This window comes from Bradyrhizobium genosp. P, from assembly GCF_049949265.1.
Lineage (GTDB): Bacteria > Pseudomonadota > Alphaproteobacteria > Rhizobiales > Xanthobacteraceae > Bradyrhizobium.
Window position 1 is genome coordinate 3,354,200 of sequence record NZ_CP188195.1, and the last position, 23,201, is coordinate 3,377,400.

General features: G+C 60.2%; 24 protein-coding genes and 1 pseudogene. 9 read left to right on the plus strand and 16 right to left on the minus strand.

Features of this window, described 5'->3' with window-relative positions; all coding sequences use genetic code 11:
* Positions 1 to 301: 301 nt before the first annotated feature.
* From ACP2YO_RS16175 to ACP2YO_RS16190, 4 genes are all read right to left on the minus strand, one after another.
* Positions 302 to 730 (minus strand): hypothetical protein, encoded by a 429-nt coding sequence (locus ACP2YO_RS16175; RefSeq protein WP_426441707.1) that lies wholly within the window; start codon positions 728 to 730, stop codon positions 302 to 304.
* 460 nt (positions 731 to 1,190) lie between these two features.
* Entirely contained in the window at positions 1,191 to 1,466 is a 276-nt protein-coding gene (locus ACP2YO_RS16180) for a hypothetical protein (protein ID WP_426441708.1), read from the minus strand.
* 481 nt (positions 1,467 to 1,947) lie between these two features.
* Complete coding sequence (locus ACP2YO_RS16185) at positions 1,948 to 2,157, minus strand: helix-turn-helix domain-containing protein (protein ID WP_426441709.1); 210 nt, start codon at positions 2,155 to 2,157, stop codon at positions 1,948 to 1,950.
* Positions 2,158 to 2,951: 794 nt separating this feature from the next.
* Complete coding sequence (locus ACP2YO_RS16190; RefSeq protein WP_426441710.1) at positions 2,952 to 3,362, minus strand: hypothetical protein; 411 nt, start codon at positions 3,360 to 3,362, stop codon at positions 2,952 to 2,954.
* A 1,013-nt stretch (positions 3,363 to 4,375) separates the two neighbouring features.
* Here ACP2YO_RS16190 and ACP2YO_RS16195 point away from each other — a divergent pair.
* Positions 4,376 to 4,651 carry a hypothetical protein gene (locus ACP2YO_RS16195; RefSeq protein ID WP_426441711.1) on the plus strand — a complete coding sequence of 92 codons (276 nt, stop codon included), beginning with the start codon at positions 4,376 to 4,378 and terminating at the stop codon, positions 4,649 to 4,651.
* Here the strand turns inward: ACP2YO_RS16195 and ACP2YO_RS16200 are convergent.
* Together ACP2YO_RS16200 and ACP2YO_RS16205 are read right to left on the minus strand one after the other, a co-directional pair.
* Positions 4,648 to 4,830, minus strand: coding sequence for a hypothetical protein (locus ACP2YO_RS16200; protein ID WP_426441712.1), 183 nt, complete (start codon positions 4,828 to 4,830; stop codon positions 4,648 to 4,650). The genes ACP2YO_RS16195 and ACP2YO_RS16200 overlap by 4 nt on opposite strands.
* A gap of 604 nt (positions 4,831 to 5,434) precedes the next feature.
* Positions 5,435 to 5,665: a hypothetical protein gene (locus ACP2YO_RS16205; RefSeq protein WP_426441713.1), complete on the minus strand. Its 231-nt coding sequence runs from the start codon at positions 5,663 to 5,665 to the stop codon at positions 5,435 to 5,437.
* 51 nt (positions 5,666 to 5,716) lie between these two features.
* On the opposite strand from ACP2YO_RS16205, the gene ACP2YO_RS16210 reads away from it, so the two are divergent.
* From ACP2YO_RS16210 to ACP2YO_RS16230, 5 genes are all read left to right on the plus strand, one after another.
* On the plus strand, positions 5,717 to 5,854 hold the full coding sequence (locus tag ACP2YO_RS16210) for a hypothetical protein (RefSeq protein ID WP_426441714.1): 138 nt from the start codon (positions 5,717 to 5,719) through the stop codon (positions 5,852 to 5,854).
* Positions 5,855 to 5,984: 130 nt separating this feature from the next.
* Positions 5,985 to 6,317 carry a recombinase family protein gene (locus tag ACP2YO_RS16215; protein ID WP_426443214.1) on the plus strand — a complete coding sequence of 111 codons (333 nt, stop codon included), beginning with the start codon at positions 5,985 to 5,987 and terminating at the stop codon, positions 6,315 to 6,317.
* A gap of 54 nt (positions 6,318 to 6,371) precedes the next feature.
* The gene (locus ACP2YO_RS16220) at positions 6,372 to 6,716 is read left to right on the plus strand and encodes a hypothetical protein (protein ID WP_426441715.1); all 345 of its coding nucleotides are present in this window, start codon (positions 6,372 to 6,374) and stop codon (positions 6,714 to 6,716) included.
* Positions 6,635 to 7,015, plus strand: coding sequence for a recombinase family protein (locus tag ACP2YO_RS16225; RefSeq protein ID WP_426443215.1), 381 nt, complete (start codon positions 6,635 to 6,637; stop codon positions 7,013 to 7,015). The genes ACP2YO_RS16220 and ACP2YO_RS16225 overlap by 82 nt, the downstream gene beginning before the upstream one ends.
* A 2,839-nt stretch (positions 7,016 to 9,854) precedes the next feature.
* Positions 9,855 to 11,201, plus strand: coding sequence for an IS5 family transposase (locus ACP2YO_RS16230; protein ID WP_426436472.1), 1,347 nt, complete (start codon positions 9,855 to 9,857; stop codon positions 11,199 to 11,201).
* 64 nt (positions 11,202 to 11,265) lie between these two features.
* On the opposite strand, the gene ACP2YO_RS16235 is transcribed toward ACP2YO_RS16230, so the two are convergent.
* Together ACP2YO_RS16235 and ACP2YO_RS16240 are read right to left on the minus strand one after the other, a co-directional pair.
* Entirely contained in the window at positions 11,266 to 12,102 is an 837-nt protein-coding gene (locus ACP2YO_RS16235; RefSeq protein WP_426441716.1) for a hypothetical protein, read from the minus strand.
* Between the two features lie 1,101 nt (positions 12,103 to 13,203).
* A complete protein-coding gene (locus ACP2YO_RS16240; RefSeq protein ID WP_426441717.1) occupies positions 13,204 to 13,497 on the minus strand; it encodes a hypothetical protein in 294 nt (97 codons plus the stop codon).
* 304 nt (positions 13,498 to 13,801) lie between these two features.
* On the opposite strand from ACP2YO_RS16240, the gene ACP2YO_RS16245 reads away from it, so the two are divergent.
* The gene (locus tag ACP2YO_RS16245) at positions 13,802 to 14,104 is read left to right on the plus strand and encodes a hypothetical protein (RefSeq protein WP_426441718.1); all 303 of its coding nucleotides are present in this window, start codon (positions 13,802 to 13,804) and stop codon (positions 14,102 to 14,104) included.
* A 13-nt stretch (positions 14,105 to 14,117) separates the two neighbouring features.
* Here the strand turns inward: ACP2YO_RS16245 and ACP2YO_RS16250 are convergent.
* The 4 genes and pseudogenes from ACP2YO_RS16250 to ACP2YO_RS16265 form a co-directional block, all read right to left on the minus strand.
* Positions 14,118 to 14,449 (minus strand): annotated as a pseudogene (locus ACP2YO_RS16250) (transposase); the annotation flags it as partial.
* Positions 14,450 to 14,619: 170 nt separating this feature from the next.
* Positions 14,620 to 15,177, minus strand: a complete 558-nt coding sequence (locus tag ACP2YO_RS16255) for an acyltransferase family protein (protein ID WP_426441719.1) — start codon at positions 15,175 to 15,177, stop codon at positions 14,620 to 14,622.
* Positions 15,174 to 15,776 (minus strand): acyltransferase family protein, encoded by a 603-nt coding sequence (locus ACP2YO_RS16260; RefSeq protein WP_426443216.1) that lies wholly within the window; start codon positions 15,774 to 15,776, stop codon positions 15,174 to 15,176. The genes ACP2YO_RS16255 and ACP2YO_RS16260 overlap by 4 nt, the downstream gene beginning before the upstream one ends.
* 99 nt (positions 15,777 to 15,875) lie before the next feature.
* A complete protein-coding gene (locus tag ACP2YO_RS16265; protein WP_426441720.1) occupies positions 15,876 to 17,099 on the minus strand; it encodes a phenylacetate--CoA ligase family protein in 1,224 nt (407 codons plus the stop codon).
* 95 nt (positions 17,100 to 17,194) lie between these two features.
* On the opposite strand from ACP2YO_RS16265, the gene ACP2YO_RS16270 reads away from it, so the two are divergent.
* A complete protein-coding gene (locus ACP2YO_RS16270; RefSeq protein WP_426441721.1) occupies positions 17,195 to 18,346 on the plus strand; it encodes an AGE family epimerase/isomerase in 1,152 nt (383 codons plus the stop codon).
* A gap of 73 nt (positions 18,347 to 18,419) precedes the next feature.
* Here ACP2YO_RS16270 and ACP2YO_RS16275 read toward each other — a convergent pair whose 3' ends face one another.
* The 4 genes from ACP2YO_RS16275 to ACP2YO_RS16290 all read right to left on the minus strand — a co-directional run bounded on the left by ACP2YO_RS16275 (position 18,420) and on the right by ACP2YO_RS16290 (position 22,767).
* Positions 18,420 to 19,259 (minus strand): ABC transporter ATP-binding protein, encoded by an 840-nt coding sequence (locus ACP2YO_RS16275; RefSeq protein WP_426441722.1) that lies wholly within the window; start codon positions 19,257 to 19,259, stop codon positions 18,420 to 18,422.
* Positions 19,260 to 19,454: 195 nt separating this feature from the next.
* Positions 19,455 to 20,738 (minus strand): ABC transporter substrate-binding protein, encoded by a 1,284-nt coding sequence (locus ACP2YO_RS16280; RefSeq protein WP_426441723.1) that lies wholly within the window; start codon positions 20,736 to 20,738, stop codon positions 19,455 to 19,457.
* Between the two features lie 58 nt (positions 20,739 to 20,796).
* Positions 20,797 to 21,870 (minus strand): branched-chain amino acid ABC transporter permease, encoded by a 1,074-nt coding sequence (locus tag ACP2YO_RS16285; protein ID WP_426441724.1) that lies wholly within the window; start codon positions 21,868 to 21,870, stop codon positions 20,797 to 20,799.
* A gap of 3 nt (positions 21,871 to 21,873) precedes the next feature.
* The gene (locus ACP2YO_RS16290) at positions 21,874 to 22,767 is read right to left on the minus strand and encodes a branched-chain amino acid ABC transporter permease (protein WP_426441725.1); all 894 of its coding nucleotides are present in this window, start codon (positions 22,765 to 22,767) and stop codon (positions 21,874 to 21,876) included.
* Positions 22,768 to 22,830: 63 nt separating this feature from the next.
* Between ACP2YO_RS16290 and ACP2YO_RS16295 the strand changes: the two genes are divergently transcribed.
* Complete coding sequence (locus ACP2YO_RS16295; protein WP_426441726.1) at positions 22,831 to 23,196, plus strand: endonuclease domain-containing protein; 366 nt, start codon at positions 22,831 to 22,833, stop codon at positions 23,194 to 23,196.
* Positions 23,197 to 23,201: the final 5 nt, after the last annotated feature.

The following is a 23,201-nucleotide window of genomic DNA, read 5'->3' on the forward strand; positions in this document are numbered from 1 at the left end:
ATATCGCCAAGCTGTCGGCTGGTCAGGATTCTGAGTTCCTGTCGACCTGCACTTGCCACGAAGCGCCGTAGGCCGATACATCGGCCCATTGATGTTCGCCCATCGGATCCTCTCCTCGAAATCGGCTGTTTTTCTCTCCGCCTGCTGGTGATTTAGCTATATCCGGAGCTGGCTCTGCAACAGGTGCGACAGAGGTTGAGAAAGTCGTGCCGTCTGTAGTTCTCCGGAATCGACGCCTCCTCCTTCAGCACACGATTTCGTAGTGGCGCACTTAAGCGGGTCCCAAGCGTTTGAACGTCAGTCACGTGAAGCGCTGCGCCGCATTATCTCTCGGCGTCGTTAACAAGCCCGAGCCATGCTGCGCGTTCCTGGACGAAAGGCGCATTTGTCGGGCGCCGACTCCGCGAATGAGGCCATCTTCCGCCGCGTCAAACATCTCGCTGCCCTTGACAAATTGGCCTTTTGATAGTGTTACAGGCGACACGTGGAAGATGTACGGCGAGTATTTGTCTTCCAATCGATCTAGCAACGCGCGAAATCTGTGGTTGCCACTCGCTCTCAAGACGATGGCATTGACGCCAGCCATCCAGGCCTTCTCGGACAGCGTTTGATAGCTCCGAAGTGCCTGGTGTGTCCGTCGTTTAACCGCCTCAAAAATCTGAACCTTGCGGTATCTGGCGAAATCAGGACGCCGTTTCGGATCGCCAATGACGTGACTAACCTGCGCCATAGTGGGCATGTATTCAGAGTTATAGCGATTGCTAGGCAAAAGGCGGCTGGAGGCGTCCTTGGTGACCTCATCGAGGCCGGATGTCGCGATAGATTCCCCACAAGGGATGGATTTTCGGGCAAATCCGAGCGCTCAACGCCTTCGGACGCGCCCGGTTCCTAACTCCGCGTTTCTTAGGTGCGGTTGGTCCCGAATCGGTCGCATACTATGCCCATGCCACACTTGGACGATTGCTTAGGCATCCTGCGGCGACTGATCGCAAAAGGCGACCCGAATGGCCATCCGCTCGCCGAAAGAGCTATCAACGAATATTGGGATGCGACCCTCTCAGGCGCCCGGAAAAGTGGGCTCAGACTGATCCAGGCGGATGTCGTGGTCCAAGCAACCGTAGTCGGGGATCGACGTTCCTTCGCAGAGGCCGTGAACGCCTACATTGAAAAGAAGCTGGCGGAGTAAGGCATCAGCGGATTCCCTTGTTGAAGTTGATCACCTCGCTCCAGTCGAGCCGGGCGTCGACCCAGCCGACCCTTCCGCAGCCGGTGCACGCGAGACGCGCCGAGATGTCGTACCAATCCCAACCGGGCAGGGCGGCAAGCTGGAGCCGGCCGCCTTGGTGGCAATTCACGTAATAGACCAACACCGACTTGAACTGCTTGCCGTACGCACCGGTGGCCTCCCGACCGACGGGACCGGTCCAGTAGCGGAGGAAGTGAGCGGGCTCGCGGCGCCAGGGCATGAACCATGAAAACGCGGCTCGCCCGCGGTGCGCAAACTATCAATCCCTTGCGTATCGAAACAGCGCCAAGCTACCGCGCCTCGTGGTAGATTTCATCAGCTCCGCAGACGCCTGCTCCTGGGCGGCCCGGTAATAGTTCGCTGCGAGCAGTCGGAATGCTTCTCGGGCGTCCGCCACCGTACAGCGCTCGGCCTGCTGGAGACAGGTCTGCTCCATCTGACTGAAGTAGTTCTGGCGCGATTGTCCTGCCATCGCTCGCAACTCCCAATACCCCGCGCACCGTAATATAATACCAAAACGATATAAAGGTTATTTTGTGGGCACCCGAAGAACGCCTGCTAGGCAAGAGGTGCCAAGCTGCCGGACAGGTCCAAACAAGGGGGAGCAGAGAAGGGCGACAAGGCATCGGATTCAACCGCGACCGAAGCGCGAGCGGAAAATTCAATCGACAACCTTATCAAGCATGCCGCGAACCGGCGATCTAAGGCTGAAGGTATTTGAACGGATCGACCGACATCCATCGGCACAGTATCAGATACATGCCTACGCTATCTAATGGTCTCCCGTTCTCTGACCTGTACCATGTCGAATAATGCATATCGTAGAGCGCGGCAGCTTGTCTAAGCGAAAAATCACAGGCCTCGCGGGCCTTCCTAAGGTCTAGACCAAATTGCTTCCAACTAATCTTCATGGGGAAACCGCATCCAGGGGCAAATTTTAGCTTGCGACGAACGGGGGTGAGCTATCGCAAATCGTGGGAGTGGAGGTCAGACGTCACTCTCGGCTTCTCCGAAAGAGTCTCTTCGTGGCCTCGATCGCTTCAAGCAGGAAGGGGGACAGCACGAAAAATGCACCGTGAGCTGCACCCGGTTCGAGGCGATGATCCACCTCGCCACCGCCGTCATCCATTCTAGATGAATCTCAACAGACCCTAACTAATCTGCCGAACTGAAGCTTTTATAACTGGCACCGATTGGTGGTCTCCGACGGCAGGATCTCGATGGACTTTCTCCAGATCGGCATTTCCGGAAGATAGCCGTTCGGAGAGGCCTTCGTGAATCAGCGAATGCCTCTCTTGAAGTTGATCACTTCGCTCCAGTCGAGCCGGGTGTCGACCCGGCTGACCCTACCGCAGCCGGTGCACGCGAGATGCGCCGAGATGTCGTACCAATCCCAATCGGCAGGGTGGCAAGCATCAGCCGGCCGCTGTGGTGGCAGTCACGCAGTAGACCAGCACGGACTTGAACTGTTTGCCCGATGCAGTATGGCGTGACGGTCGACTGGGCCGGTCTAATAGCGAAGGAAATGGGCGGGTTTGCGGCGCCAGGGCATGAACCATGAAAACGCCGCTCGCCGCCGTGCGCAAATTTGCAAGCGCTAGCGTCTCGGAACGGCGGCTAGCTACTTCTCGTCGTGGGTGTGGAAAGCTCACCGAGCGGCAGTTCGCGAGGCCACCCACCCGACCTTGCCGCTTGAAGTGAATGCCTAAACGCGTCCGGCTTTCTGATCTTCGCGGTACTCGGGTTTCTCGTCTGAGAGCCAGCATGATTCAAAGACCGCGCAGATCGCCCCCGTGATCCTGTTTCTATGGCTGTAGGGATTTCTATGATTGTAACCATGGTTTAGCGCCTCGTACATGTTCTCGTAAAGAACGAACAGCACGAACAGGAGTGTCCCGACTATCCTCGCTTTCTGCGTCAGGTGAGCCGACATGCGATCGACGGGTGATTGGTTGGTGACCCATCGAGATATCCCGGCCCCGATGGCAGCAGCACAGACCGCAAGTCCGATCAGGTAAAGTTTGTCGCCGATGATGATTACTCGAGCCACGAGCAAGCGTGATGCCACCATTATCGCGAAACCGAAACAGAGCGAATAATTCCCAATCGCGGTCATCGATTATGCCAAGCGTTCATCCGCAGGATTTGCTGCCTATGTCGTCCATCAAAGTCCGGCCGGCCACGTTTTACAAATCGTCAATCTCTCACGGCAGAGAACGGCGCTCAGCTACTGCAATCGTTAGTGTGGAGGTCAGACGTCACTCGCGGCCTCTCCGAAAGAGTATCTTCGTGGCCTCGATCGCTTCAAGCAGGAATGGGGAGTGGCAATCGAGTCCGACGGCTCAAGCGGCAGCGCCGTGGGCGCAGAACCTCGATGAGCCCCCGCCGAGCAGAGAGCCCGCGAATGATATGGCATCACGGCTGCAAACGGATCTGATTGCTGCGCGTGCGAGATCTCGCTAATCGCCCGCTGCCCCATCACAGGCGCGAACGTCCGGCCACAACATTTTCAAACTTTCACTTGGCTATCGAGAGACGTCAGCCGGAGAATGTACCCGCTGAATCATCGGTGGGGAAGGCACATGCCTGCTTTGCAGGATTGCGACCTTTGGCGCGACTAGCCTCAGGTTTGCGGCCTTGAGGGGTGGCGACTGATCTCCTTGGACCGAGCCGTCACAGGTACGCGTCATCCGGCCCAATGGCGGGCCTCCGAGAGGACGGCTTCCAATCCGGTCCTAGCTACACCGTGACCGGGGGATGGCCTGCCGCTCTGTCAACCGTGCCCTGTGATGCTTTCAAGAAGCAAGCAGACGGGAGTTGGCTGCAAACGGGGACTATTTTGTACAGCCGGGCGATCTTACCATGACGGGTAGCCGCTACATGGGCGGCCAGGAAGGCCGCATGTTGGATCGACAATAAGTAGTCAGCGACGCCATGGCCCCCGACAGGGTAGCCAGATATTCCCATGGCTTTGCGCCATAATATTGGAAAAGCCGCCATCGGGCGGCGGCGCGGGCACCGATTGGCATTTATGCCATTGACACGGATAGGGTCGCCGGGTTCTCAATCCGTGCATGTTGCGATTTGCTTGACCGAGGTCTCGATGGTCATTTCTACCGGGCGGGCATGATGGATCATCTTGTGCTCCGTGTTATCCGCCTGAATAAGGCGGCGATGATCGCGATGATGACGGCTGTTTCGGTTCTCGTTTTTGCGGAGGCTTACTGGAAAGCGCTCGCGATAGGCGCTTTCGCGTTCCTATTGTCCATGTTCACGACCTGGCGGCGCTTCGTGGAGCCGATTTCTTTCGTCGTGTTCCTCGGTGCCGTGGTAGTTGCCTGCACGGCGCCGGCAACATTAGCGAAACTCCAGACAGCCTTGCTGACAATCACCTGCTCTCGCTAGGAGAGCCTACGGCTCGGGTCCAGTTCCTCATGCCGGCGCGAAATGATCTCGGCGAAGTAGATCCGATCCCTATAAGTGCAGTCGGTCACCGAAAGGCTGCCGTCGGAATGGATGACCGTTTCGCGATCGGTCTTGACGTCCTCGCTTCGAGGAATGCGTTCGTAGATGGCAACGTCCATTGGGGTCTCACTCCATTGCTGTTCCCATGGATAAGGCTGGGATATATGGCTTAATGCGGTCGGACCTCATTTGTTCACGGTAAAGTGCTCCAAAGGGGAGACTACTCGCGGGAGTATCAGTCAGCCTGATCCTTGCTATCGAGAGGCCAAACGTAGTTCGCGACTGCTTCATTCGCCTTGGCGCGATCGTGTCGTTCCGCTCCGGACAACCGGATGATCGGGTTGTAGAGGCGGCCGTCCAACATGAGACGGCTGTCGGGATGCTTGTTCGCCTATTGCCAGTACAGATCGAAGGGCCCGTCACAGGTCAGCTCTCGTGATATTTGAGCCAGCCGCGTGCGATCGCAAAGTTCAGGCCGGCCCAACATTCCGCTGCCGTTGCCTTGTCCCCGTACGGCATCTTGGCGTTGATGAATTCGATGTAGATTCGGCCATCCTGAACCGGCGGGAAGGCGTTGGCGTGCTCCGGCGGTCGGCGCGTGGCCTTCGCAGGATCGGCATAGGGCGATCTTCGGTCATTTTCATCGGCGGATTCCGTCGCGCGCCTGCGCTTTCGGCCAGCACATGGCTATCAAACCGGGCGCCGCGCGGAAATGAGCGCTTTTCAGTTCTCCGTATCGCGTGCCAGGGCTTGAACTTCAGCTTCCGAGAGCGCCGCCGGATTCGCATACGCGCCGGCCGGAGGCTTCCCGCTGGACCAATCCGCGCGAAGATTGCCCAACATCGCGGATCGATACCGCCAAGCTGTCGCCTGGTTAGGATCTGCTTTCATGTCGACCTGGACTTCCCACGGATCGCCGTAAGCCGATACATCGGCCCATTGATGTTCACCCATTGGCTTCTCTCCGCCCTGCAGGTGATTGCCTGCGTTGACAGACGAGAGAGCATGACGACGGCCACAACGAAACGCAAGCCAGCGAAGGCGAAAGCCAAAAAGGCCAAATCGATGGTGAAGGACGTCAGCCAACTCATCTCGCAAGGCAATACGACAGCCCCCCTAACCCATCGACTTGCATGGCGCTGACCACGGCATAGGTCTTAATTATTGCTCTGGGGCTTGAGCGAGCGCGCGGCGAGATCGATCGCTGCGCGGGAGGAGCACCGTGGCAAACGCACTTGTTGTAAACAGGGACCGTTTACCTCAATCGCAAAAGATGCACCGGGCCGCGCGATACGTCCGTATGTCCACCGACTATCAACAACATTCAATCGAAAATCAGGCGGTGGTGATCGCTACCTATGCCGAACTTCATAAACTCGCGATTATTCGCACTTATCGCGACGAAGGTGAAAGCGGCCTGAAGATCGAGAATAGAGGCGGTCTGGCTGAATTGATTGAGGACGTCCGGTCCGGGCAGGCTGGCTTCGGTCATTTGCTGGTCTTTGATGTCAGCCGATGGGGCCGCTTTCAGGACGTTGACGAGAGTGCGCACTATGAGTTCATTTGCCGAAAGGCCGGCATTAAAGTTGCCTATTGCTCGGAGTAATTCGAGAACGACGGAAGGCTGCTTTCCAGCATTGTGAAGAATATCAAGAGAGTCATGGCGGCAGAGTTCAGCCGGGAACTGTCAGCTAAGGTTCTTGCGGGAGCTTTGCGACTAGCCGGCCTCGGCTTCAAAATGGGTGGTCCAGCAGCTTATGGTCTGCAACGACTGGTCGTGGACGAGCAATGCCGGCCGAAAGGAATCCTGAAAGCCGGCGAGCGGCGGAAGTTTTTGATTACCGACCGCGTAAGGTTCCGTCCAGGAACACGCGATCAGACAGAGGTCGTGAAGTGGATCTTCAATGAGTATCTTCGACACAAATCGCAGTCGGCAATTGCCGGGAGCTTAACCGCCGAGGCGTTCTTACCAACCGAGGAGGGCCATCGCGCCAAAAGGCGATAAATGCAATTCTTCATAACGAAGCCCATATCGGTAACTTCATCTACAATCGCGACACCGAGAAGCTGGGAGCGAAAAGAGCGCACAATCCAAGAGACCTCTGGGTCAGAAGTGAGGGCACTATCGAACCGATCGTCGAGCGTGACGTATTTCTGCGCGCAAGGAGGGCGATGGAGCAGCGTCGAGTCTGCGTCACCCTTCGAAATCTCTACCAACCAAGGCTACTTGGACAAACTTGTTGCGCACAAGCGGTGGGTCAAGCTGCTTCTCGAAAATGCGGCCTGTCTTTGCAACGCTTTTGAGAAAGCAGGCCGACGCACAGCTCTTGATCCCAAGACCGAATGCTTGCGGGTGGACGACGCAATAAACGTCTGCGTCCGAGTGGCCAGGTGCTATGAGTATAGAGTGAGCGATGTCCCGGGGGCACCTTCCTGAAGATGTCATGACCTGCGAGTTTGGCGGCTGTCATATCCTCGAATAGGAAGGACGCGTTGATCTCTTGGATACAGATCGGGCGTGCTGAACGACCTCGAACACATTGACGCGCTCGGTTCCCTCGGGCTCCTTCTTTGCGGCCGTTCCGGTATGATTTAGCGGCGTGATCGAACGCGGTTGCTGTGATGATCAGGCTACCGCAGAAACAACGAGATTCGGCCAAAGGCAATTGAGTTGGCGGTTCCCAGGCTTGGACTCCGCGTTTTGTATTTCCGTCCGGTAATGTCTCGCAGTCCGCGTCAAGCCTCGAAGGCCACCTTAGTGAGCGAGTCCACGCCACCCGGTCTCAAAGACCGCTCGCTACTCTTCGAAGGTAGGGCCCGATCCGTTTGAAGATTGTCCGAGTTCCAACTCCGGATAGAATTCCCAGTGCCAGCCTGATCGGCCGAGGCCTCGCGGCATCCCCGCGCGGATGCCGATTTACCCCGATGTGAACGTCGCTATGTTTGCCTATAGCTCTGTCTCGAATTTCTTGGCCCGGTAGAGTAGGAAGTGAGCGGGCTTGCGGCGCCAGAGCATGCATGGAAACGCTGCTCACTGGCCCGTGCAAATTTACTAGCTCTAAACAGCGTCGCGGAACGGCGCCGTACTACCGCGCGTCGTGGCTGTGGAAGAAGCGGTTGACCACCGCGATCTCCTGGCGCGATACCAAACCGCAAAAGCCGGGTTGCTCTCGAGGAACTCCGAGCGGCTTCTTGCGGCATCTGCCCGGTTAGCTATAGGCGCCGAACTGATCAATCGAGATATCCCCTGAGGGATCGTGCCTTGTTGGGTTTATGTGTGGGCATAAATCGAAGAAAGTCGCGAAATGCTGCAGAAAATCGCAATAAATGGCGGAGACGGAGAGCAATGGGGCGGTGAAGGCAAGGTCAGGATTCGAACTCATCGAGGGCCCGTTGAGGAGGGGGATTGGTGGCTTGCACGTCCCCGACGGACGCTGTGGCGCTCGGCGTGATAGGCCTGCATGCCCGCCACAAGCTGGCGGGTGGCCTAAGGCCGGATCTCTGTTGGCTTTCTCCGTAGCGCAATTCCCGCAACATAGCTGTTCGAAGGTCGCCTGCGCGAATTGTGGACACCCAACGCCGCGGTATCTTCGGTTTTGCACAGCAACTTGAATTCGCAATGTCGATTCCGATTGTCGAAACGGAAGCGGCCGTTAACTGAGGCGACGTTACTTGACCTGAGCTTTGCTGCACCGATCGCAGAGCGAGCATCTGTAGACTAGGACAGTGCGGCCAGTTTTCGTATCGGGCGCGGCGCCGATTAATTCCATCAGCCTTCTGCACGTACGGCAGATCAATTGCGGAGCGTCCTTAACGTTTGAGGCTGGGGCGCGCATACGATTCTTCGGTCGTTCGGTGCCTTCCGCGCCAGATCGGCACTTGCCGTATTTGATTCAGCCCTGCAGACGCGGAGGCGCTCGATTGTGTGTGTTGCTAGCCCGTTCCTGGGCGGCCCGGTAGTAGTTCACTGCGAGCAGGCGGAAGGCTTCTCGGGCATCCTCCAGCGCACATCGCTCGGCTTGCTTGAGACAGGTCTGCTCCATCTGCCTGAAGTATTCCTGACGCGATAGTCCTGCCATAGTTTGCACCCCCCAATACTCTACATACCGTAAAGGATTACCCAAACTTCATGAAGGTTATTTTGTAGGCACCCGAAGAACTGCCCAAAGCACGAGGTGCCGGTCTGCCGTACAGGTCCGAACACGCAGGGGCAGAGAACGGCAGCGACCTACCGCGCGCCAAGGGCGCGATATGTTGTGGAAGATAACCTGCTCATCAGCAATCATCCCAAGTTGCCAAGCTCTCGACGATACGACCCGCGCTCCGGTTGCGCTCCTCAACGGTCGCAGTGATCTACCCTCAGGACTGAACGTAAGGCTCCTGAGCCCCGCGCTTTCCACGCCTCAAACTAGGCGCCGAACCTGTGACTGCGTGAATTGGAATGCCAAGGCCATCGGCGCAGGGGATCACATTATCCCACCCGCGGAGGGGAATTGTCAAATTAGGCGTTCGGTGTTGGGATACTAGACGGAGCGTCGAAACGCCTGCCAAAAAGCACTGCCGGGCTGACTGGCATACAGAGCGCAGGCGGGGCGATCCTTGCCGCATCATTGATGTCCCCGATTGCGACCGTGCCGATGCTCGCTTGGCTAATTCGCCACGGCCGGGCGGTTACTAATTGTTAACCATAATGTCGGACCCTTGATATCGCCATTAATCGGGGGGTGAGGACGGTGCATCATTCGGAGCAGACCGCGAGGCGGCTTAGCGATCTTGAGAAAATCTGCCTATCCCAAGCGGAGCGCTGCGTCTTGGCCGAAAGCGCCGTGCCCTTCCGTGATCTTGCTTTGATATACAGAGCAGCGGCTAACGAAGCGGCGCACCCGCTGGGCCCCACAAGGAAATCGCGGCTTTACATCTCCGTTGAGCGGCGCCGAGGCATCACTCTGTCGGGCTACATTCGCGCCTGTAAATAGTCGTCCGTGAAGAGCGGCTAAGCGATTGAGCTAGAATCGCATTTGTCGTTGTGGACTGTTTTGCGATTGCAGGGTTTTGATGCTTCGAGCATCGGAACCCTGCAATTTCATTTTCAGGATTCCGTCGAATCGCCAGTCATGATTCCGTCGTCGCATCGGAGGTGGCGATGCGACCGAAGAAGCACAGGACGACGGGATCGGGCGATCTGTTCCGGGCCAGGCTGGACCAGATCATCAATATGAAGCACGAGCTGGTTCAGCTCGCCGGCAAAGTCGATTGGGACTGGATCGACGGTGAGATCGCGCCGCTCTATAGCGAGAACGGTCGGCCAGGCATCGCGACCCGATTCATGATCGGGCTGCTGTTGCTCAAGCACATTTATGGCCTGTCCGATGAGGGGGTGTGCGAGCGCTGGGTCCACGACCCGTACTTCCAGTTCTTCACCGGCGAAGAGTTCTTTCAGCACGCCTTCCCGCACGAGCGCTCGGACCTGAGCCACTGGCGCAAACGGCTCGGCGACAAGCTGGAGCTGTTGCTGGCCGAGAGCTTGCGGGTGGCGCACGAGGCCGGCGCGTTACGCAGCCAGGACCTCAAGCGGGTCACGGTCGATACCACCGTGCAGCCGAAGGCGATCACCTTCCCGACCGATGCCAAGCTGCTGCACGCGGCGATCAAGGGGCTCAACCGCCTGGCGAGGAAGCACGGGGTCAAGCTGCGGCAGTCCTACCTTCGCATTGCCAAGACCGCGGCAATGATGGCGGGGCGCTACGCCCATGCCAAGCAATTCAAACGGCATCAGCGGCAGTTGCGCATCCTGCGTAGCCGGCTGGGCCGGATCATCCGCGATCTCCGCCGCAAGATCGAAGGTCAGGCTGTGATCGAGAACGCGTTCGCCCTCCCGCTCAGCCGGGCTTCGCAGATCCGCTCGCAGCAGCAACGCCAGCGCGGCTGGAAGCTCTATTCCTTCCACGCCCCGGAGGTGGAGTGCATCGGCAAGGGCAAAGCAGCCGCGCCTTACGAGTTCGGCGTCAAAGCCTCCATCGTCACCAACAACCGCCTGGCTCCTGGGGGCCTGTTCGTGCTGCACGCCACGGCGCTACCCGATAACCCGTACGACGGTCATACCTTGCAGGACGTCATTGACCGCACCGAGACACTCACCGGCTGCGCGATCGAGCGGGCCTATGTCGACAAGGGATACCGCGGTCACAACGCACAAAATCCCCGCCGAATCTTCATCTCTGGCCAGAAGCGCGGCGTCTTCGGTGTCATCAAGCGCGAGCTGCGCCGCCGCTCCGCCATCGAACCCATCATCGGACACCTGAAGACCGATGGTCACCTCGGCCGCTGCTACCTCAAAGGCCGCGCCGGCGATGCGGCTAACGTCATCCTCTCAGCCGTCGGCCACAACTTCCGCCGCATCATCGCCTGGCTAAGGGCTCTTTGGTGCCTGATCCTGACCACCCTCATCGCTGCCGCCAGCGACCGCTCTCCGCTTAATTCGGTTTCTTAACGGACGACTAAATAGTGCTCGGCCCGTCGGAGGCAGGGCTGCGGCGCTCGTGACCATGTGGGGGCTAACGGTCGAGCAACCGGCGGAACGATACTGTAAGATGGCCCGGGTCAGCTCGCAGTCGAGCGCCGTCCTGACCAAGGCGGAGGCATGGTTCAATTCCATTGGTCCGCTTCAAGTTCGTCGCACCGCGAAAGGCTCCGGGCTGCGGCAACAACCGGCCAAGGTGGCTACCCAGGCCGCTTCCCTGCTGCCAGAGCTTCACCAGCCCCGGCATTTCAGGCCACAAACCAGTCTTGGTCGTCGCGGATGACGATGGTGCCGTCACGCCAACGCATTCTTGACCAAGTGCGTCGTCGGGCGCTTGGGGTTTTCGATCTTGTTCGGTCCTTTGACCGACCGGCGGCGCGAGATTGATTCGTCGATGCGGTCGGCGAGTAGTACGCCTTGGCGCTGGGCTGTTGCCAAGACGACCACGATGTGGGGATTTACGCGCAAGCGCGCAGCACTCGAGGAGCTTGCGTGCCTGATAGATCGCCTGAATCGGTCGGTACGACGCGATTCCCATCGCGGTCACCAGGCGGGGCTCGCCGGGAAACGGGCACCGGAAGCGGACTGTCCGGCGAGATCGCGCGCAGGATCTCGTCAGGATCCCTCGGCGCCGCAGCGGTGCCCGCCGCATAGCGCGCGCCGCCCTCCGGGTCCAGGTCGGTTCGACGCCGAGCGCCACGCCGAGCTGGGCGATCTGTGCTGCGACCTGGTCGGCGAGCCCCACGGTCGAGACGCCCTGTCCGAGTATGTCGAGGCACAGATTGTCGAAGCCGAAATAAAGGTTCGTGCGCAGCGGATTGGCGAGGAGCTCGGCGAGATCGCCGCGGAAATCCCACAACGCATCGTGCACGTCGACGTTCTTGCCGGTGAAGGCGGCGGAGGAACGCCGCAGTCGGTGTCCATTTCCCTGGTCGAAATGCCCTGTTTCATTTCGTTTCTATCGTTGTTGGCAGTGGCGGGATGCTAGTCACACGGCTCGCCCTTGAGCATCCCCCAGTATCCGCTAACCGCGAGCCGGTTGCCGGCTACCAGGGCCACTCGAATCGTAAACGCCGGCAGCCTGCCATAGCGAAAATGACGATCAAGAGGAGCCATGGCCAGCGACCGCAGGTGGCGCGTAGGGGACTCAACGGCGAATGGCGCCTTGCCACGCTTGGTCGAATCATTGCTCACTAGGCTTCCTGGTCGAACTCGGCAGCCGTTGCAAGCGATCCCGAGTTTGGCCTATTCGTTTAGGGGCGCTGTTTGATTAAGTTGCCGGTTTCGATTGTCAGAATGGTCTATTCCGGCCAGTGCCAGCGATCCTGATGGCATTCGGGCTCGGAGGGGCACTTCGGCGGTTCTCGTTTGGACCTTGATCCGATAGGGTTACTTCGGCAGCGGGTACTGGTCGAAATAAGCCACTTGCGGAATCAAAATGGGCCAACAAGCAAAACCCCCGTCCGGGGCTGGGTCGGACGGGGGTGGGTAGAGATGAACGTCCCTAACCAATAGGGCGCTCGCGGGATGGCGGTAGGTGGGCGAGCGCCACGCGGAAGACTAACGCTCAATTGGTTGGCGAGAAACAAAATCGGTTGTGCACCACAGCAAAACACCGCCTTCAAAACGGTGTGGGTCGGCGGCAGCTCGCGCCAGGCGTCTCGAACGCCGCGCGGGCGTCGGCGAACGTCGCATCTCACCGCTCGATGCCTGCCCCCGCTCGCAGCCGGGAGTGAAGCCGCAGTGCCAACCTCACTGGTCGGGGTGGTTCGGCACGCCGAGAAAGCCAGCGTCGAGTTCATCCCAGACAATGGGCGCGGGACGGGGGTTAGGCTGAGAAGGCGAGGGCGGCGGGCTAAATGACGGCTGCAGCCCCGACTGTGAACGAGGGAGCTATGCCCGGCTACAAAGTCTACAAACTCAAATCAGAGGGATGGCAATGGGGCGCTAGCGGTTGCCAATAATACGAGCATCAATTCGGCAGGTTAAAGCGGCGAGAGCTTTGCTTGGTTGGTCGCGGGCCGACTTGGCCAAACAGTCCGAACTCGCAATTCCCACGATCAAGCGTCTCGAAGCGGCCGGCGGGGAAATCGGCGGCCGTCCCTAAACCGGACAGGCAATCGTGTTTGTCCTTGTAAATGCAGGCATCGACCTCATTGAAGAGATTGTCGTCGGCGTGATCCGAAGAATTCCGAAGTTGTTGTGAGAGCCTGTTGAGGATTTCAACGTCTTTCATCGTTTCGTTGGCCAAGTCCTTGCCGATCATCGGGCTATAGCGGGGCCACCCGTGCCCTTACCATAGACAGCCGTCGCCAGCGATCCCGGCTAAGCTTTGGACCACGTCCGGACAGTGGATGCAGAAAATGCAAGTGGAACCGAAATGGCTATTGCGAATGACGGAAACGGCTAGCCACCACCGCCTTCGATGATGCATGGGCGAGGGGCCACGCCTCGTCCGATCATGTTCAGAATAACCTATTTAGGCCGTTGACACGGGTAGCGCTGTTGGGTTCTCAATTTTATGCAAGTTACGATTTCTTAGCCGATGCTTCGACTACCGGGGACGGGTCATGGACTACGCGACTTTTAGTGCACGTTTCGATCTTGGGTTGCGGGTTCTCCGGATAATTCCGAAGGCGGTTATCGTCGCAATGATGACGGCCGTTTCGGTCGCCATCTTTACCGGCGGTTACTGGAAAGCCCTTTGGATAGGGACTTTCGCGTTCCTGTTGTCCATGTTCACGACCTGGCGGCGCTACTTGGAGCCAATTTCTTTTTTCATATTCCTTGCGGCGCTCGTAGTCACCTGTACGGAGCCGGCAACGTTAGCAAAAATCCAGACCGCCTTGTTGACGCTGAACTGCGGTCAGTAGGTGGTGTGGACACTTATCGCATCCATAAGACGATTGCAGCGAGAGTGATGACGGCCAGGTAGTTACGGGCTATCTTTTCGAGGCGGGTAGCGACGCGGCGGAATTGCTTGAGCTTTGAGAAGCAGCATTCGACGAGGTGGCGCTGAGCGTAGAGATGCTTGTCGAGCGGATATTTGAGTGCACGTGATGGATTGTTGGGAATCACGGCAGGCGCTGCCCCTTGGCTGCGATCGCTTGTCGCAGATGATCCGCATCATAGGCTGTATCGGCCATAACCACCTCGGCTTGTAATCACCCGATCAAGGCCGCGGCTTGCGGAGCATCGCCCTTCTGACCCGCGGAGAGATGACACGCGGGCAGTCTGCTTATCGTGCCCGATGAAGACAGGCGCTAATACCCTGGGAGCTATGTTCAATCGCGAATGCGGACGAGGATACAGCAATATCTGGCGCCATCTTGCCGACGAGAGCGTCTGATCCCATCGCCGTACAGATTATAGTTGAGATCATCCCACCTTAGCGTCCCTGCATCATAATTGAATTGGAATCTTCCGCATTTGACCTGTAGCTAAATTGCTTGCCAAGAAGCTGGGCCGGTCGTTCGACAAACCGGTAAAGTCCCAGGCAAAAGACGATGGTCACGGCTGCCGAGACAGCCATGAGCAGCGCGTCGGATGCCGTCTGCAATCGCTCGGCGGCGCCATAGAACGCGTAAAACACAAGGCCCTTGGCGGGGGTGTGAAACAAATAGAGCGAATAACTGATCAGTCCGAAAAACCTCAGGACATTGGAGCGCAGAACGGATTTGATTCCGTTATCTCCAGGGCATGTCGCCAGGATGAGAATAAGGCCGTACATCAAAGCCAGATAGAGATGGCCGACATAGTAAAGCACCTGGTGGGCGGATGCAGATCGAAGCGACCACGCAAAGAAGGGCGCGATCGACACCAACAGCAAGCACGCCGATCGGATGGTTTTGATATGTGCGAAAATCCGGGCCCGGATTGCGTCATTCCTGTAGGCAATGGCGATCGCTCCTCCGATGGCAAGACCGTCGAGCCGCAACGGCGTCATGACATAAGGTCCATATAGATCGGTGGCACGGACCAGAAATAGACGGCGCGCGCACAGGCGGAAGCCAGGCAGATGGCCAGCAGAATGGACAGGAGATATCGACGCGGGACGCACCAAACGAGCGCCGGGATGACCAGATAGAACTGCTCTTCGATGGCCAGCGACCACGTGCCGGTGATGGCCGCCGGTTCGGTTCCCTGGGTCGACACGAAGAACCAGTTCTGAATGAACGTCAACAAGGCCCATACCGGCACTCGTGAGCCAAGGTAGTAGTGTGTGCCAAGGAGCCTTGTGAGCAGATAGAATCCGCAGACCAGGATGAGGTAGGGCGGCAGGATACGGAGCGCTCGACGGGCATAGAACGTCGAAAAGTAGCTCTTGCTCTCCTTGTGATCGCTGAGAATTCCGACGATCAGGAATCCCGACAGGACGAAGAACAGGTCAACGCCGCTCTGACCGAAGATCGAAAACCTCCAGATCAAATAGCTGATCGCTCCCTTTGCTGGGTCGATCAGCATCACCGAGTGCCAAACCGTGACCAAAATGATCGCGCAGCCGCGCAGTCCGTCGAGTTCTGGTATTCGTTTTTCTGCGTTCATGCCCACCGCGCCCGAGACGCGCGGACGCTACTCTGCCGCATTCCCACGGATCAAGACGAATAGCGCAGAGGTGAGACAACCTCGTGTGAGCGATGGCGGTCATCGCTCGTCCGCGATCACCTTGCCGTCGTTCGGCAGCGCGCCTGCGCCAACCAGCTCGACATTGCCGCCGAGCTTGGTCACCGCGCGCAGGCTGGCGGCGACGGTGTCGCGGAGCGGTTCGCTGGCGGACGCCGCCTCGGCCTTCAACGTCATCACATCGGTCTCGCCGGCGCGCGTGACGACGAGGCGCAGCCGCCCGAGTTCGGGATGGCGTTTGCCGATCTCGGCGATCTGTTCGGGATGGACGAACATGCCTTTGACCTTGGTGGTTTGGTCGGCACGGCCCATCCAGCCCTTGATGCGCATGTTGGTGCGGCCGCACGGGCTCTTGCCCGGCAGCGCCGCGGTAAGGTCGCCGAGCGCGAGGCGGATCCACGGATGATGCGGGTCGAGCGAGGTCACGACGATCTCGCCGACATCGCCTGCTGCCACCGGATCGCCGGTGCCGGGTTTGACGATCTCGAGGATCAGGTCCTCGTTGACCGTCATGCCCTCGCGCGCGGCAGTCTCGAACGCGATCATGCCGAGATCGGCGGTGCCGAAGGCCTGATAGGCCTCGACGCCGCGCGACTTCATTTCCTCCTGCAGAGATTTGGGGAATGCGGCACCTGACACCAGCGCGCGCCTGATCGAGGAAGCGTCGCGCCCGGCATTTGCCGCGGTGTCGAGCAGGATCTTCAGGAAATCCGGCGTGCCGCTATAGCCGATCGGGCGGTATGCCTCGATCAGCTCGAATTGTTGCTCGGTATTGCCGGGGCCGGCCGGTATCACCGCGCAGCCGAGCGCCCGCGCGGAGGCGTCGAAGATGAAGCCTCCGGGGGTGAGGTGATAGCTGAAGGTGTTCAGCACCACGTGGCCGGGGCGAAAGCCCGCGGCAAACAGGGCCCGCGCGCCGCGCCAGGGATCGGCCTCGCGGCCCTCGGGCTCGAAGATCGGCCCCGGCGAGGTGAACAGGCGGGCGAACGAACCGGGCCGGTCGGTCACGAAACCGCCAAACGGCGGAGCGGCCTTGTGCAGGGCGGGCAGCTCCGACTTGTGCAGCACCGGCAGGCGGGCCAGCGCGGCCCGGCTGGTGACCAAAGCAGGATCGATGCCCTCCAGCCGCTCGGCATAGGCCGGCGCTGCCATGGCCTTGCGCAGCACCTCCGGCAACCGGGCAAACAGCGCGGCCTCGCGCTCGGCTGCATCGCGCGTTTCAAGGGCGTCGTAATGCTCGGTCATGGCGGGTCCTTGGGAAGATTTGCGCGGGTTGCGCGCCGCCCTGCGCGTGCTATCAGACGGCGACTACCGGTGTCGGAACGGGTCCAGGGAACACAATGGCGGAACCACACAACGGCGCGGCGGACGAAGCCGCCGACGTCGTCGCAAGATTGAAGCGCCGCATGATCGATCACGCGCTGCCGCTGTGGTCCACCGTCGGCTGGGACGGCTCGGCCGGCGGGTTCATCGAACGGCTGCATCAGGACGGGAGTGCCGATCACGCCGCGCCGCGCCGGGTTCGAGTGCAGGCGCGCCAGATCTACTGCTATGCCAGGGCGGCGCAGATGGGCTGGTATCCCGAAGGCCGCGAGATCGCGCTGAAGGGGCTGGAGTACCTGCTTGCAAAGGCGAAAGCGCCGGATGGCCGGCCGGGCTATGTCCATCAGCTGACGCCCGAAGGCGGCTTGCTCGACCCGCTTCGCGACACCTACGACCATGCCTTCGTGCTGCTGGCGCTGGCGACCGTCCATGGGCTCGACCACGACGCCCAGATTCGCGCCGAGATCGACGCGTTGCTGTCGTTCCTCGACACGCGGCTGCGCTCGCCGCATGGCGGCTTCCAGGAAGGGCTGCCGCCCTCGATGCCGCGCCGGCAGAACCCGCAGATGCATCTGTTCGAGGCGATGATCGCCTGCTTCGACGCCACCCACGATTTGTCGTTCCAGAACCGCGCCGGAGAGTTCTTCGCGCTGTTCCTGGCCAATCTCTTCGACAAGCAGACGGGCGTGCTCGGCGAATATTTCGAGGAGGACTGGTCGAAGATCCCGCCGGTCAGCGTCGAGCCCGGCCACCAGGCGGAATGGGTCTGGCTGCTGAAGGGGTTTGAACGCATCACGGGATGCCCGACCGGACGACAGCGCGGCGAACTGCTGGCGTCGGCGCTGCGCTATCGTGACGAGGCCACCGGCTGTCTGATCGACGAGGGCGACGCCGAAGGCAACATCCGGCGCCACTCGCGGCGGCTGTGGCCGCAGACCGAGATCGCAAAGGCCTGGATCGCGCAGGCTGAGGCGGGCGAAAGCGGCGCCGCGGACGAGGCGCGCGCGGCGCTGCTGCGCATGGAGCGGCATTATCTCAGCCATCCCGTGACCGGCGGCTGGTACGACCAGTTCGACCGCGACGGCAATTCGCTGGTCGCCTCGATCCCTGCGTCCTCGTTCTATCATGTTCTGTGCGCGGTCACGGAAGCGGAGCAGGTGCTCGGCTGAAGCCGCCTTGGTGTTGTGATACGTTTGCTGCACGCGAACCGGTCTCCACTTCGCCCGAAAACGTCATGACGCTTCAGAGCCAGCGCTTGCGCCGTTTGAAGCTCTTCAGGTTCTTGAAACTCTTGCGCTGGTCGCCGGCGCCGCCGAGATAGAATTCCTTGACGTCCTCGTTGTCGCGCAGCTCGTCGGCGGAGCCGTCCAGCACCACCTTGCCCTGTTCCATGATGTAGCCGTGGCTCGCGACCGAGAGCGCGGCGCGCGCATTCTGTTCGACCAGCAGGATCGTCACGCCGAGATCGCGGTTGATCTCCTTGATGATCGCGAACACTTCCTTGACCAGCAGGGGCGACAGGCCCATCGACGGCTCGTCCATCAGGATCATCTTCGGGCGCGCCATCAGTGCGCGGCCGATCGCGAGCATCTGCTGCTCACCGCCGGAGAGATAGCCGGCGAGACCGGTGCGCTCCTTCAGGCGCGGGAAATATTTGAAGACCATGTCGATGTCGCTGCCGACCTCGTTGTCGCGGCGGGTAAAGGCGCCGAGCCGCAGATTCTCCAGCGACGTCATGTCGGAGACGATGCGGCGGCCTTCCATCACCTGGAAGATGCCGCGGCGGACGATCTTGTCGGGATCGATGCCGTTGATGCGCTGGCCCTCGAACAGGATTTCGCCGCGGGTGACCTCGCCGTCCTCGGTCTTGAGCAGGCCGGAGATCGCCTTCAGCGTCGTCGACTTGCCGGCGCCATTGGCGCCGAGCAACGCCACGATGGCGCCCTTCGGCACTTCGAGGCTGAGGCCGCGCAGCACCAGGATGACGTCGTCATAGACGACCTCGATGTTGTTGACGCTGAGCAGCGCCGGCGGCGGGACCGCGGTCGGCGTCGGGCGCGTGGCTTCGAGGGTCTGGGTCATGGTCCGTATCAATCTCCACTGTCGTCACCCGCCACCGGGTCGGCGCTCCGCGCCGCCCGATGACAGGCTCCACCGGGTGACCCAGTATTCCAGAGGCGCCAGCGATCAATCGAGAGGTCGCGGCGTACTGGGTCCCCCGCCTTCGCGGGGGATGACGATTTATGTTGAGGCTGCGCTCAAAGCAGCCTCACGGCCTTACCACCCAAACCATTCCGGCTTGCGCGGCAGTTCGACGGTCTTCACCTTTTTGAGCTTGATCGTGCCCTTGGCCATCAGGTCGTTGATGTCGCCATCGGTCGCGCCCGAGATCTTGGAGCGATAGAGATCGACCTTCATCGTTGGGCGATGATCCTTCTCGGTCCAGGTCGAGGGATTGCAGACACCGTCCATGCCGGCCGGCACCCAGTCCTTCTTCTGGTAGAAGCCCTTGGCGACGTTCTCGCCGGTCGCGCCGCCGTTCTTGGCGGCCCAGTCGAGCGCCTCCTTCATGTAGAGCGCGCTGCAGATGCCGGCGATGTAGTGCACCGGACGATAGACCTTGCCCGTCGGGTCCGACATCTTGGAGATTTCCATCACGGTCTTCATGCCGGTCGCATCGCCGCCCCAGCCGACCGCCGTGCGCAGCGGGAAGATCACGCCATCGGCGGCATCGCCCGCGGTCTTGGCGGCGTTCTCATCCATCCCCCAGACGTTGCTGAGGAACTGGATATCGACGCCGGCGGTCTTGCAGGCCTTCATGACCGAGATGTTGGAGGCGGCGGTGTTGCCGAGATAGGCGTAGTTGGCGCCCGAACTCTTCAGGCTGAGGCACTGCGCCGAGTAGTCCCCCGGAGAAAGCGCGAACACTAGCGGCGGCAGCACCTCGAATCCGAGCTCGGTGGCGAGCGCCTCGCCGGCGGCCTTCGGCGCGTTCGGGTAGGGATGATTGGCGCCCATATGGACGAATTTCGGCTTGCCGGACTTACCCTTGGACTTCCAGTCCTCCGCCGCCCAGGTCAGCTCGGCGCGCAGCGCGTCCGAGTAGCTCGGGCCGTAGAAGAAATTGTACGGCGCGGGCTTGGCCTTGCCGCTGGTGCCTTCCGGATCGGTCAGCGCGGCGGCATAGGAACCGGAGATGTCGGGGATCTTGTCCTGGGCGAGGAAGCCGGTCAGCGCCTCGGTATCCGCGGTGCCCCAGCCCATGATCGCCGCGACCTTGCTGTCGGGCGCCGACCACTTCTTGTACAGTGCGATCGCACGCGGCACCTGGTAGCCGTAATCGTTGCTGTCGACGTTGAGCTGCTTGCCGCCGACGCCGCCGTTCTTGTTGACCCAGGCGAAGGTGTCCGCGACACCCTGGCCGTAGGGGGTGCCGACGTCGGACGTGCCGCCGGAGAGGTCTTCCAGATGGCCGATCGCGATCTGCGCCTGCGCGGTGGCGGCTGCGCTGCCGATCAGCAGCGCCAGTGAGACTGAACTCAAAAGGGATCTAATCGTCATTTTGGTTTCCTCCTGCTATTCGTTGAACTGTTCTTGTGAATTACGTCTCGCTCCGCTCTCAATACGAGAATGGGTAGAGCTTCCAGTACGTCTTGATCTGCCGCCAGCGATGCGCGAGCCCGTCCGGTTCGAACATCAGGAAGCCGATGATGATCAGGCCGATCGCGATTTCGCGCAGAAAGGTGATGTTGTTGTTGAGCTGCAGTGCCTTGTCGACGGCGCTGCCTTTGAGCCCGGCGCTCAGCCACTCCATCGATTCCGGCAGCAGCACCACGAACGCCGTGCCCATCAGCGTGCCCATCACCGAGCCGGTCCCGCCGATGATCACCATCGCGAGGAACAGCACCGAGCGCTCGATGCCAAAACCTTCCTGGGAGACGATGAGCTGGTAGTGTGCGTAGAGGGCGCCGGCGATGCCGGCAAAGAAGGCGGCAAGCCCGAACGACAATGTGCGGTACTTGGTCAGGTTGATGCCCATGATCTCGGCGGAGAGATAATGGTCGCGGATCGCGACCAGCGCGCGGCCGTCGCGCGTACGCATTAAATTGGTGACCAGGAGATAGCAGACCACCACATAGGCCAGCACCACGTAGAAGTATTGCTTATCACCGCGGAAAGTGTAGCCGAAGATCGAGAACGGGTTGGCGCTGGCCGGTACCGAGCCGCCCGTAAACCATTCGGCGCGCGAGAAGAAATCGAGCAGGATGTACTGCGCGGCGAGCGTCGCGATGACGAGATAAAGCCCCTTCAGCCTTGCCGCCGGCACGCCGAAGATCAGGCCGACCAGCGCGGTGACGACGCCGGCTAGCGGGATCGCGAAGAACACCGGGATCGGGGCGTTGTTGGAGATGTAGGCCGAAGTGAAGGCGCCGAGCAGGAAGAACGCGGCGTGGCCGATCGAGATCTGCCCGGTGAAGCCGACCAGGATGTTGAGGCCGAGCGCTGCGATCGCGAAGATGCCGATCTGGATCGAGACGCTGAGCATGTAGTTCGACAGCACCATCGGCGCGAAGCAGGCGATGATGATGCCGGCAATTGCGAAATTGCGGCTGGTCGATGTCGGAAAGATCGTGGTATCCGCCGCATAGGTGGTGCGGAAGTCGCCGGACGGGATAAGGGTGCTCGTTGCCATCGATCAGATCCGCTCGATATCCTTGGTGCCGAACAGGCCGTACGGCTTGATCATCAGGATAATGATCAGGACGTAGAACGGCGCGATCTCGTAGAGATTGCCCCAGTGCAGATACTCGCTGTCGACATATTGGGCGACGTTCTCCAGTACGCCGATGATGACGCCGCCGAGCACGGCGCCGCCGATCGAGTCGAGTCCACCGAGGATCGCGGCCGGAAACACCTTGATGCCGTAGGCGGAGAGGCCCGATGACACGCCGTTGACCACGGCGACGACGACACCGGCGACCGCCGAAACCGTGGCCGAGATCGCCCAGGCCATCGCGAACACGCTTTTCACGGAAATGCCGAGCGACTGCGCGACCTGTTGGTTGAAGGCGGTGGCGCGCATCGCAAGGCCGTATTTGGAGGCGCGGAAGAACCAGGCCATGCCGATCATCATGGCCAGCGACACCACGAGGCTCATCACATAAACGGTCTGGATCTGCAGCCCGAACAGGCTGACCGACTGGCTCTCGAACACCCGCGGGAACGGCTGCGGATTGACGCCGAAGATCCACTTCAGCGCCGCCTGCAGCACCGTCGATAGGCCGATCGTCACCATGATCACCGAGATGATCGGTTCGCCGATCATCGGCCGCAGGATCACCACCTGGATCGCGATGCCGAAAACGAACATGAACACCAGCGTAACAGGCATCCCGATCCAGAACGGCAGCTGGTACTTCGTCAGCAGCGCCCAGCACACCCAGGCGCCGACCAGCAGCAATTCGCCCTGCGCGAAATTCACGACCTGCGTTGCCTTGTAGATCAGCACGAACGACATCGCGACCACGCCATAGAGCGTGCCGACCACGAGGCCGTTGACGATGAGCTGGATCAGGAATGCGGTGTTCATGTGCTACACTGAGCTTTTCGCCTCGCCCCGCTTGCGGGGAGACGGGTGAGGGGGAGTCTCCGCATGCGCGGTGCCAATGAGTCCAAGACCGAACGCGCAAGGACCTTGCGAAATGCCTCGACCGACGCTGAAGGAACGCTCTGGTACCGTCTTCGTGCCCGCAGGCTGAATGGCCACAAGTTCGTCAGACGGGAGCCGATTGGTCCGTACACCGTGGACTTCATCTGCCGCGAATGCCGTCTCATCGTCGAAGTGGATGGCGGGCAACATGCCGATAATCAGCGCGACGCTGTTCGCGACAAGTGGCTCACCGAGCACAACTATCGTGTCTTGCGGTTTTGGAACAACGACGTCTCCAGCAATTTGGCGGGTGTTCTCGAAACGATCGTCACCGCTCTTGCGGAGGCTCCCCCTCACCCGGATCGCTGACGCGA

Excerpts from the sequence above, each read along its gene's own strand:
- ACP2YO_RS16265 (WP_426441720.1), bottom strand. The coding sequence starts at position 17,099 with ATGACCGAGCATTACGACGCCCTTGAAACGCGCGATGCAGCCGAGCGC.
- ACP2YO_RS16190 (WP_426441710.1), bottom strand. The coding sequence starts at position 3,362 with ATGACCGCGATTGGGAATTATTCGCTCTGTTTCGGTTTCGCGATAATG.
- ACP2YO_RS16230 (WP_426436472.1), top strand. The coding sequence starts at position 9,855 with ATGCGACCGAAGAAGCACAGGACGACGGGATCGGGCGATCTGTTCCGG.
- ACP2YO_RS16280 (WP_426441723.1), bottom strand. The coding sequence starts at position 20,738 with ATGACGATTAGATCCCTTTTGAGTTCAGTCTCACTGGCGCTGCTGATC.
- ACP2YO_RS16175 (WP_426441707.1), bottom strand. The coding sequence starts at position 730 with ATGGCGCAGGTTAGTCACGTCATTGGCGATCCGAAACGGCGTCCTGAT.
- ACP2YO_RS16200 (WP_426441712.1), bottom strand. The coding sequence starts at position 4,830 with ATGGACGTTGCCATCTACGAACGCATTCCTCGAAGCGAGGACGTCAAG.
- ACP2YO_RS16260 (WP_426443216.1), bottom strand. The coding sequence starts at position 15,776 with ATGAACGCAGAAAAACGAATACCAGAACTCGACGGACTGCGCGGCTGC.
- ACP2YO_RS16215 (WP_426443214.1), top strand. The coding sequence starts at position 5,985 with ATGCACCGGGCCGCGCGATACGTCCGTATGTCCACCGACTATCAACAA.
- ACP2YO_RS16210 (WP_426441714.1), top strand. The coding sequence starts at position 5,717 with ATGACGACGGCCACAACGAAACGCAAGCCAGCGAAGGCGAAAGCCAAA.
- ACP2YO_RS16295 (WP_426441726.1), top strand. The coding sequence starts at position 22,831 with ATGCGCGGTGCCAATGAGTCCAAGACCGAACGCGCAAGGACCTTGCGA.
- ACP2YO_RS16180 (WP_426441708.1), bottom strand. The coding sequence starts at position 1,466 with ATGCCCTGGCGCCGCGAGCCCGCTCACTTCCTCCGCTACTGGACCGGT.
- ACP2YO_RS16290 (WP_426441725.1), bottom strand. The coding sequence starts at position 22,767 with ATGAACACCGCATTCCTGATCCAGCTCATCGTCAACGGCCTCGTGGTC.
- ACP2YO_RS16240 (WP_426441717.1), bottom strand. The coding sequence starts at position 13,497 with ATGATCGGCAAGGACTTGGCCAACGAAACGATGAAAGACGTTGAAATC.
- ACP2YO_RS16255 (WP_426441719.1), bottom strand. The coding sequence starts at position 15,177 with ATGACGCCGTTGCGGCTCGACGGTCTTGCCATCGGAGGAGCGATCGCC.
- ACP2YO_RS16220 (WP_426441715.1), top strand. The coding sequence starts at position 6,372 with ATGGCGGCAGAGTTCAGCCGGGAACTGTCAGCTAAGGTTCTTGCGGGA.
- ACP2YO_RS16195 (WP_426441711.1), top strand. The coding sequence starts at position 4,376 with ATGGATCATCTTGTGCTCCGTGTTATCCGCCTGAATAAGGCGGCGATG.
- ACP2YO_RS16275 (WP_426441722.1), bottom strand. The coding sequence starts at position 19,259 with ATGACCCAGACCCTCGAAGCCACGCGCCCGACGCCGACCGCGGTCCCG.
- ACP2YO_RS16205 (WP_426441713.1), bottom strand. The coding sequence starts at position 5,665 with ATGGGTGAACATCAATGGGCCGATGTATCGGCTTACGGCGATCCGTGG.
- ACP2YO_RS16270 (WP_426441721.1), top strand. The coding sequence starts at position 17,195 with ATGGCGGAACCACACAACGGCGCGGCGGACGAAGCCGCCGACGTCGTC.
- ACP2YO_RS16185 (WP_426441709.1), bottom strand. The coding sequence starts at position 2,157 with ATGAAGATTAGTTGGAAGCAATTTGGTCTAGACCTTAGGAAGGCCCGC.
- ACP2YO_RS16245 (WP_426441718.1), top strand. The coding sequence starts at position 13,802 with ATGGACTACGCGACTTTTAGTGCACGTTTCGATCTTGGGTTGCGGGTT.
- ACP2YO_RS16285 (WP_426441724.1), bottom strand. The coding sequence starts at position 21,870 with ATGGCAACGAGCACCCTTATCCCGTCCGGCGACTTCCGCACCACCTAT.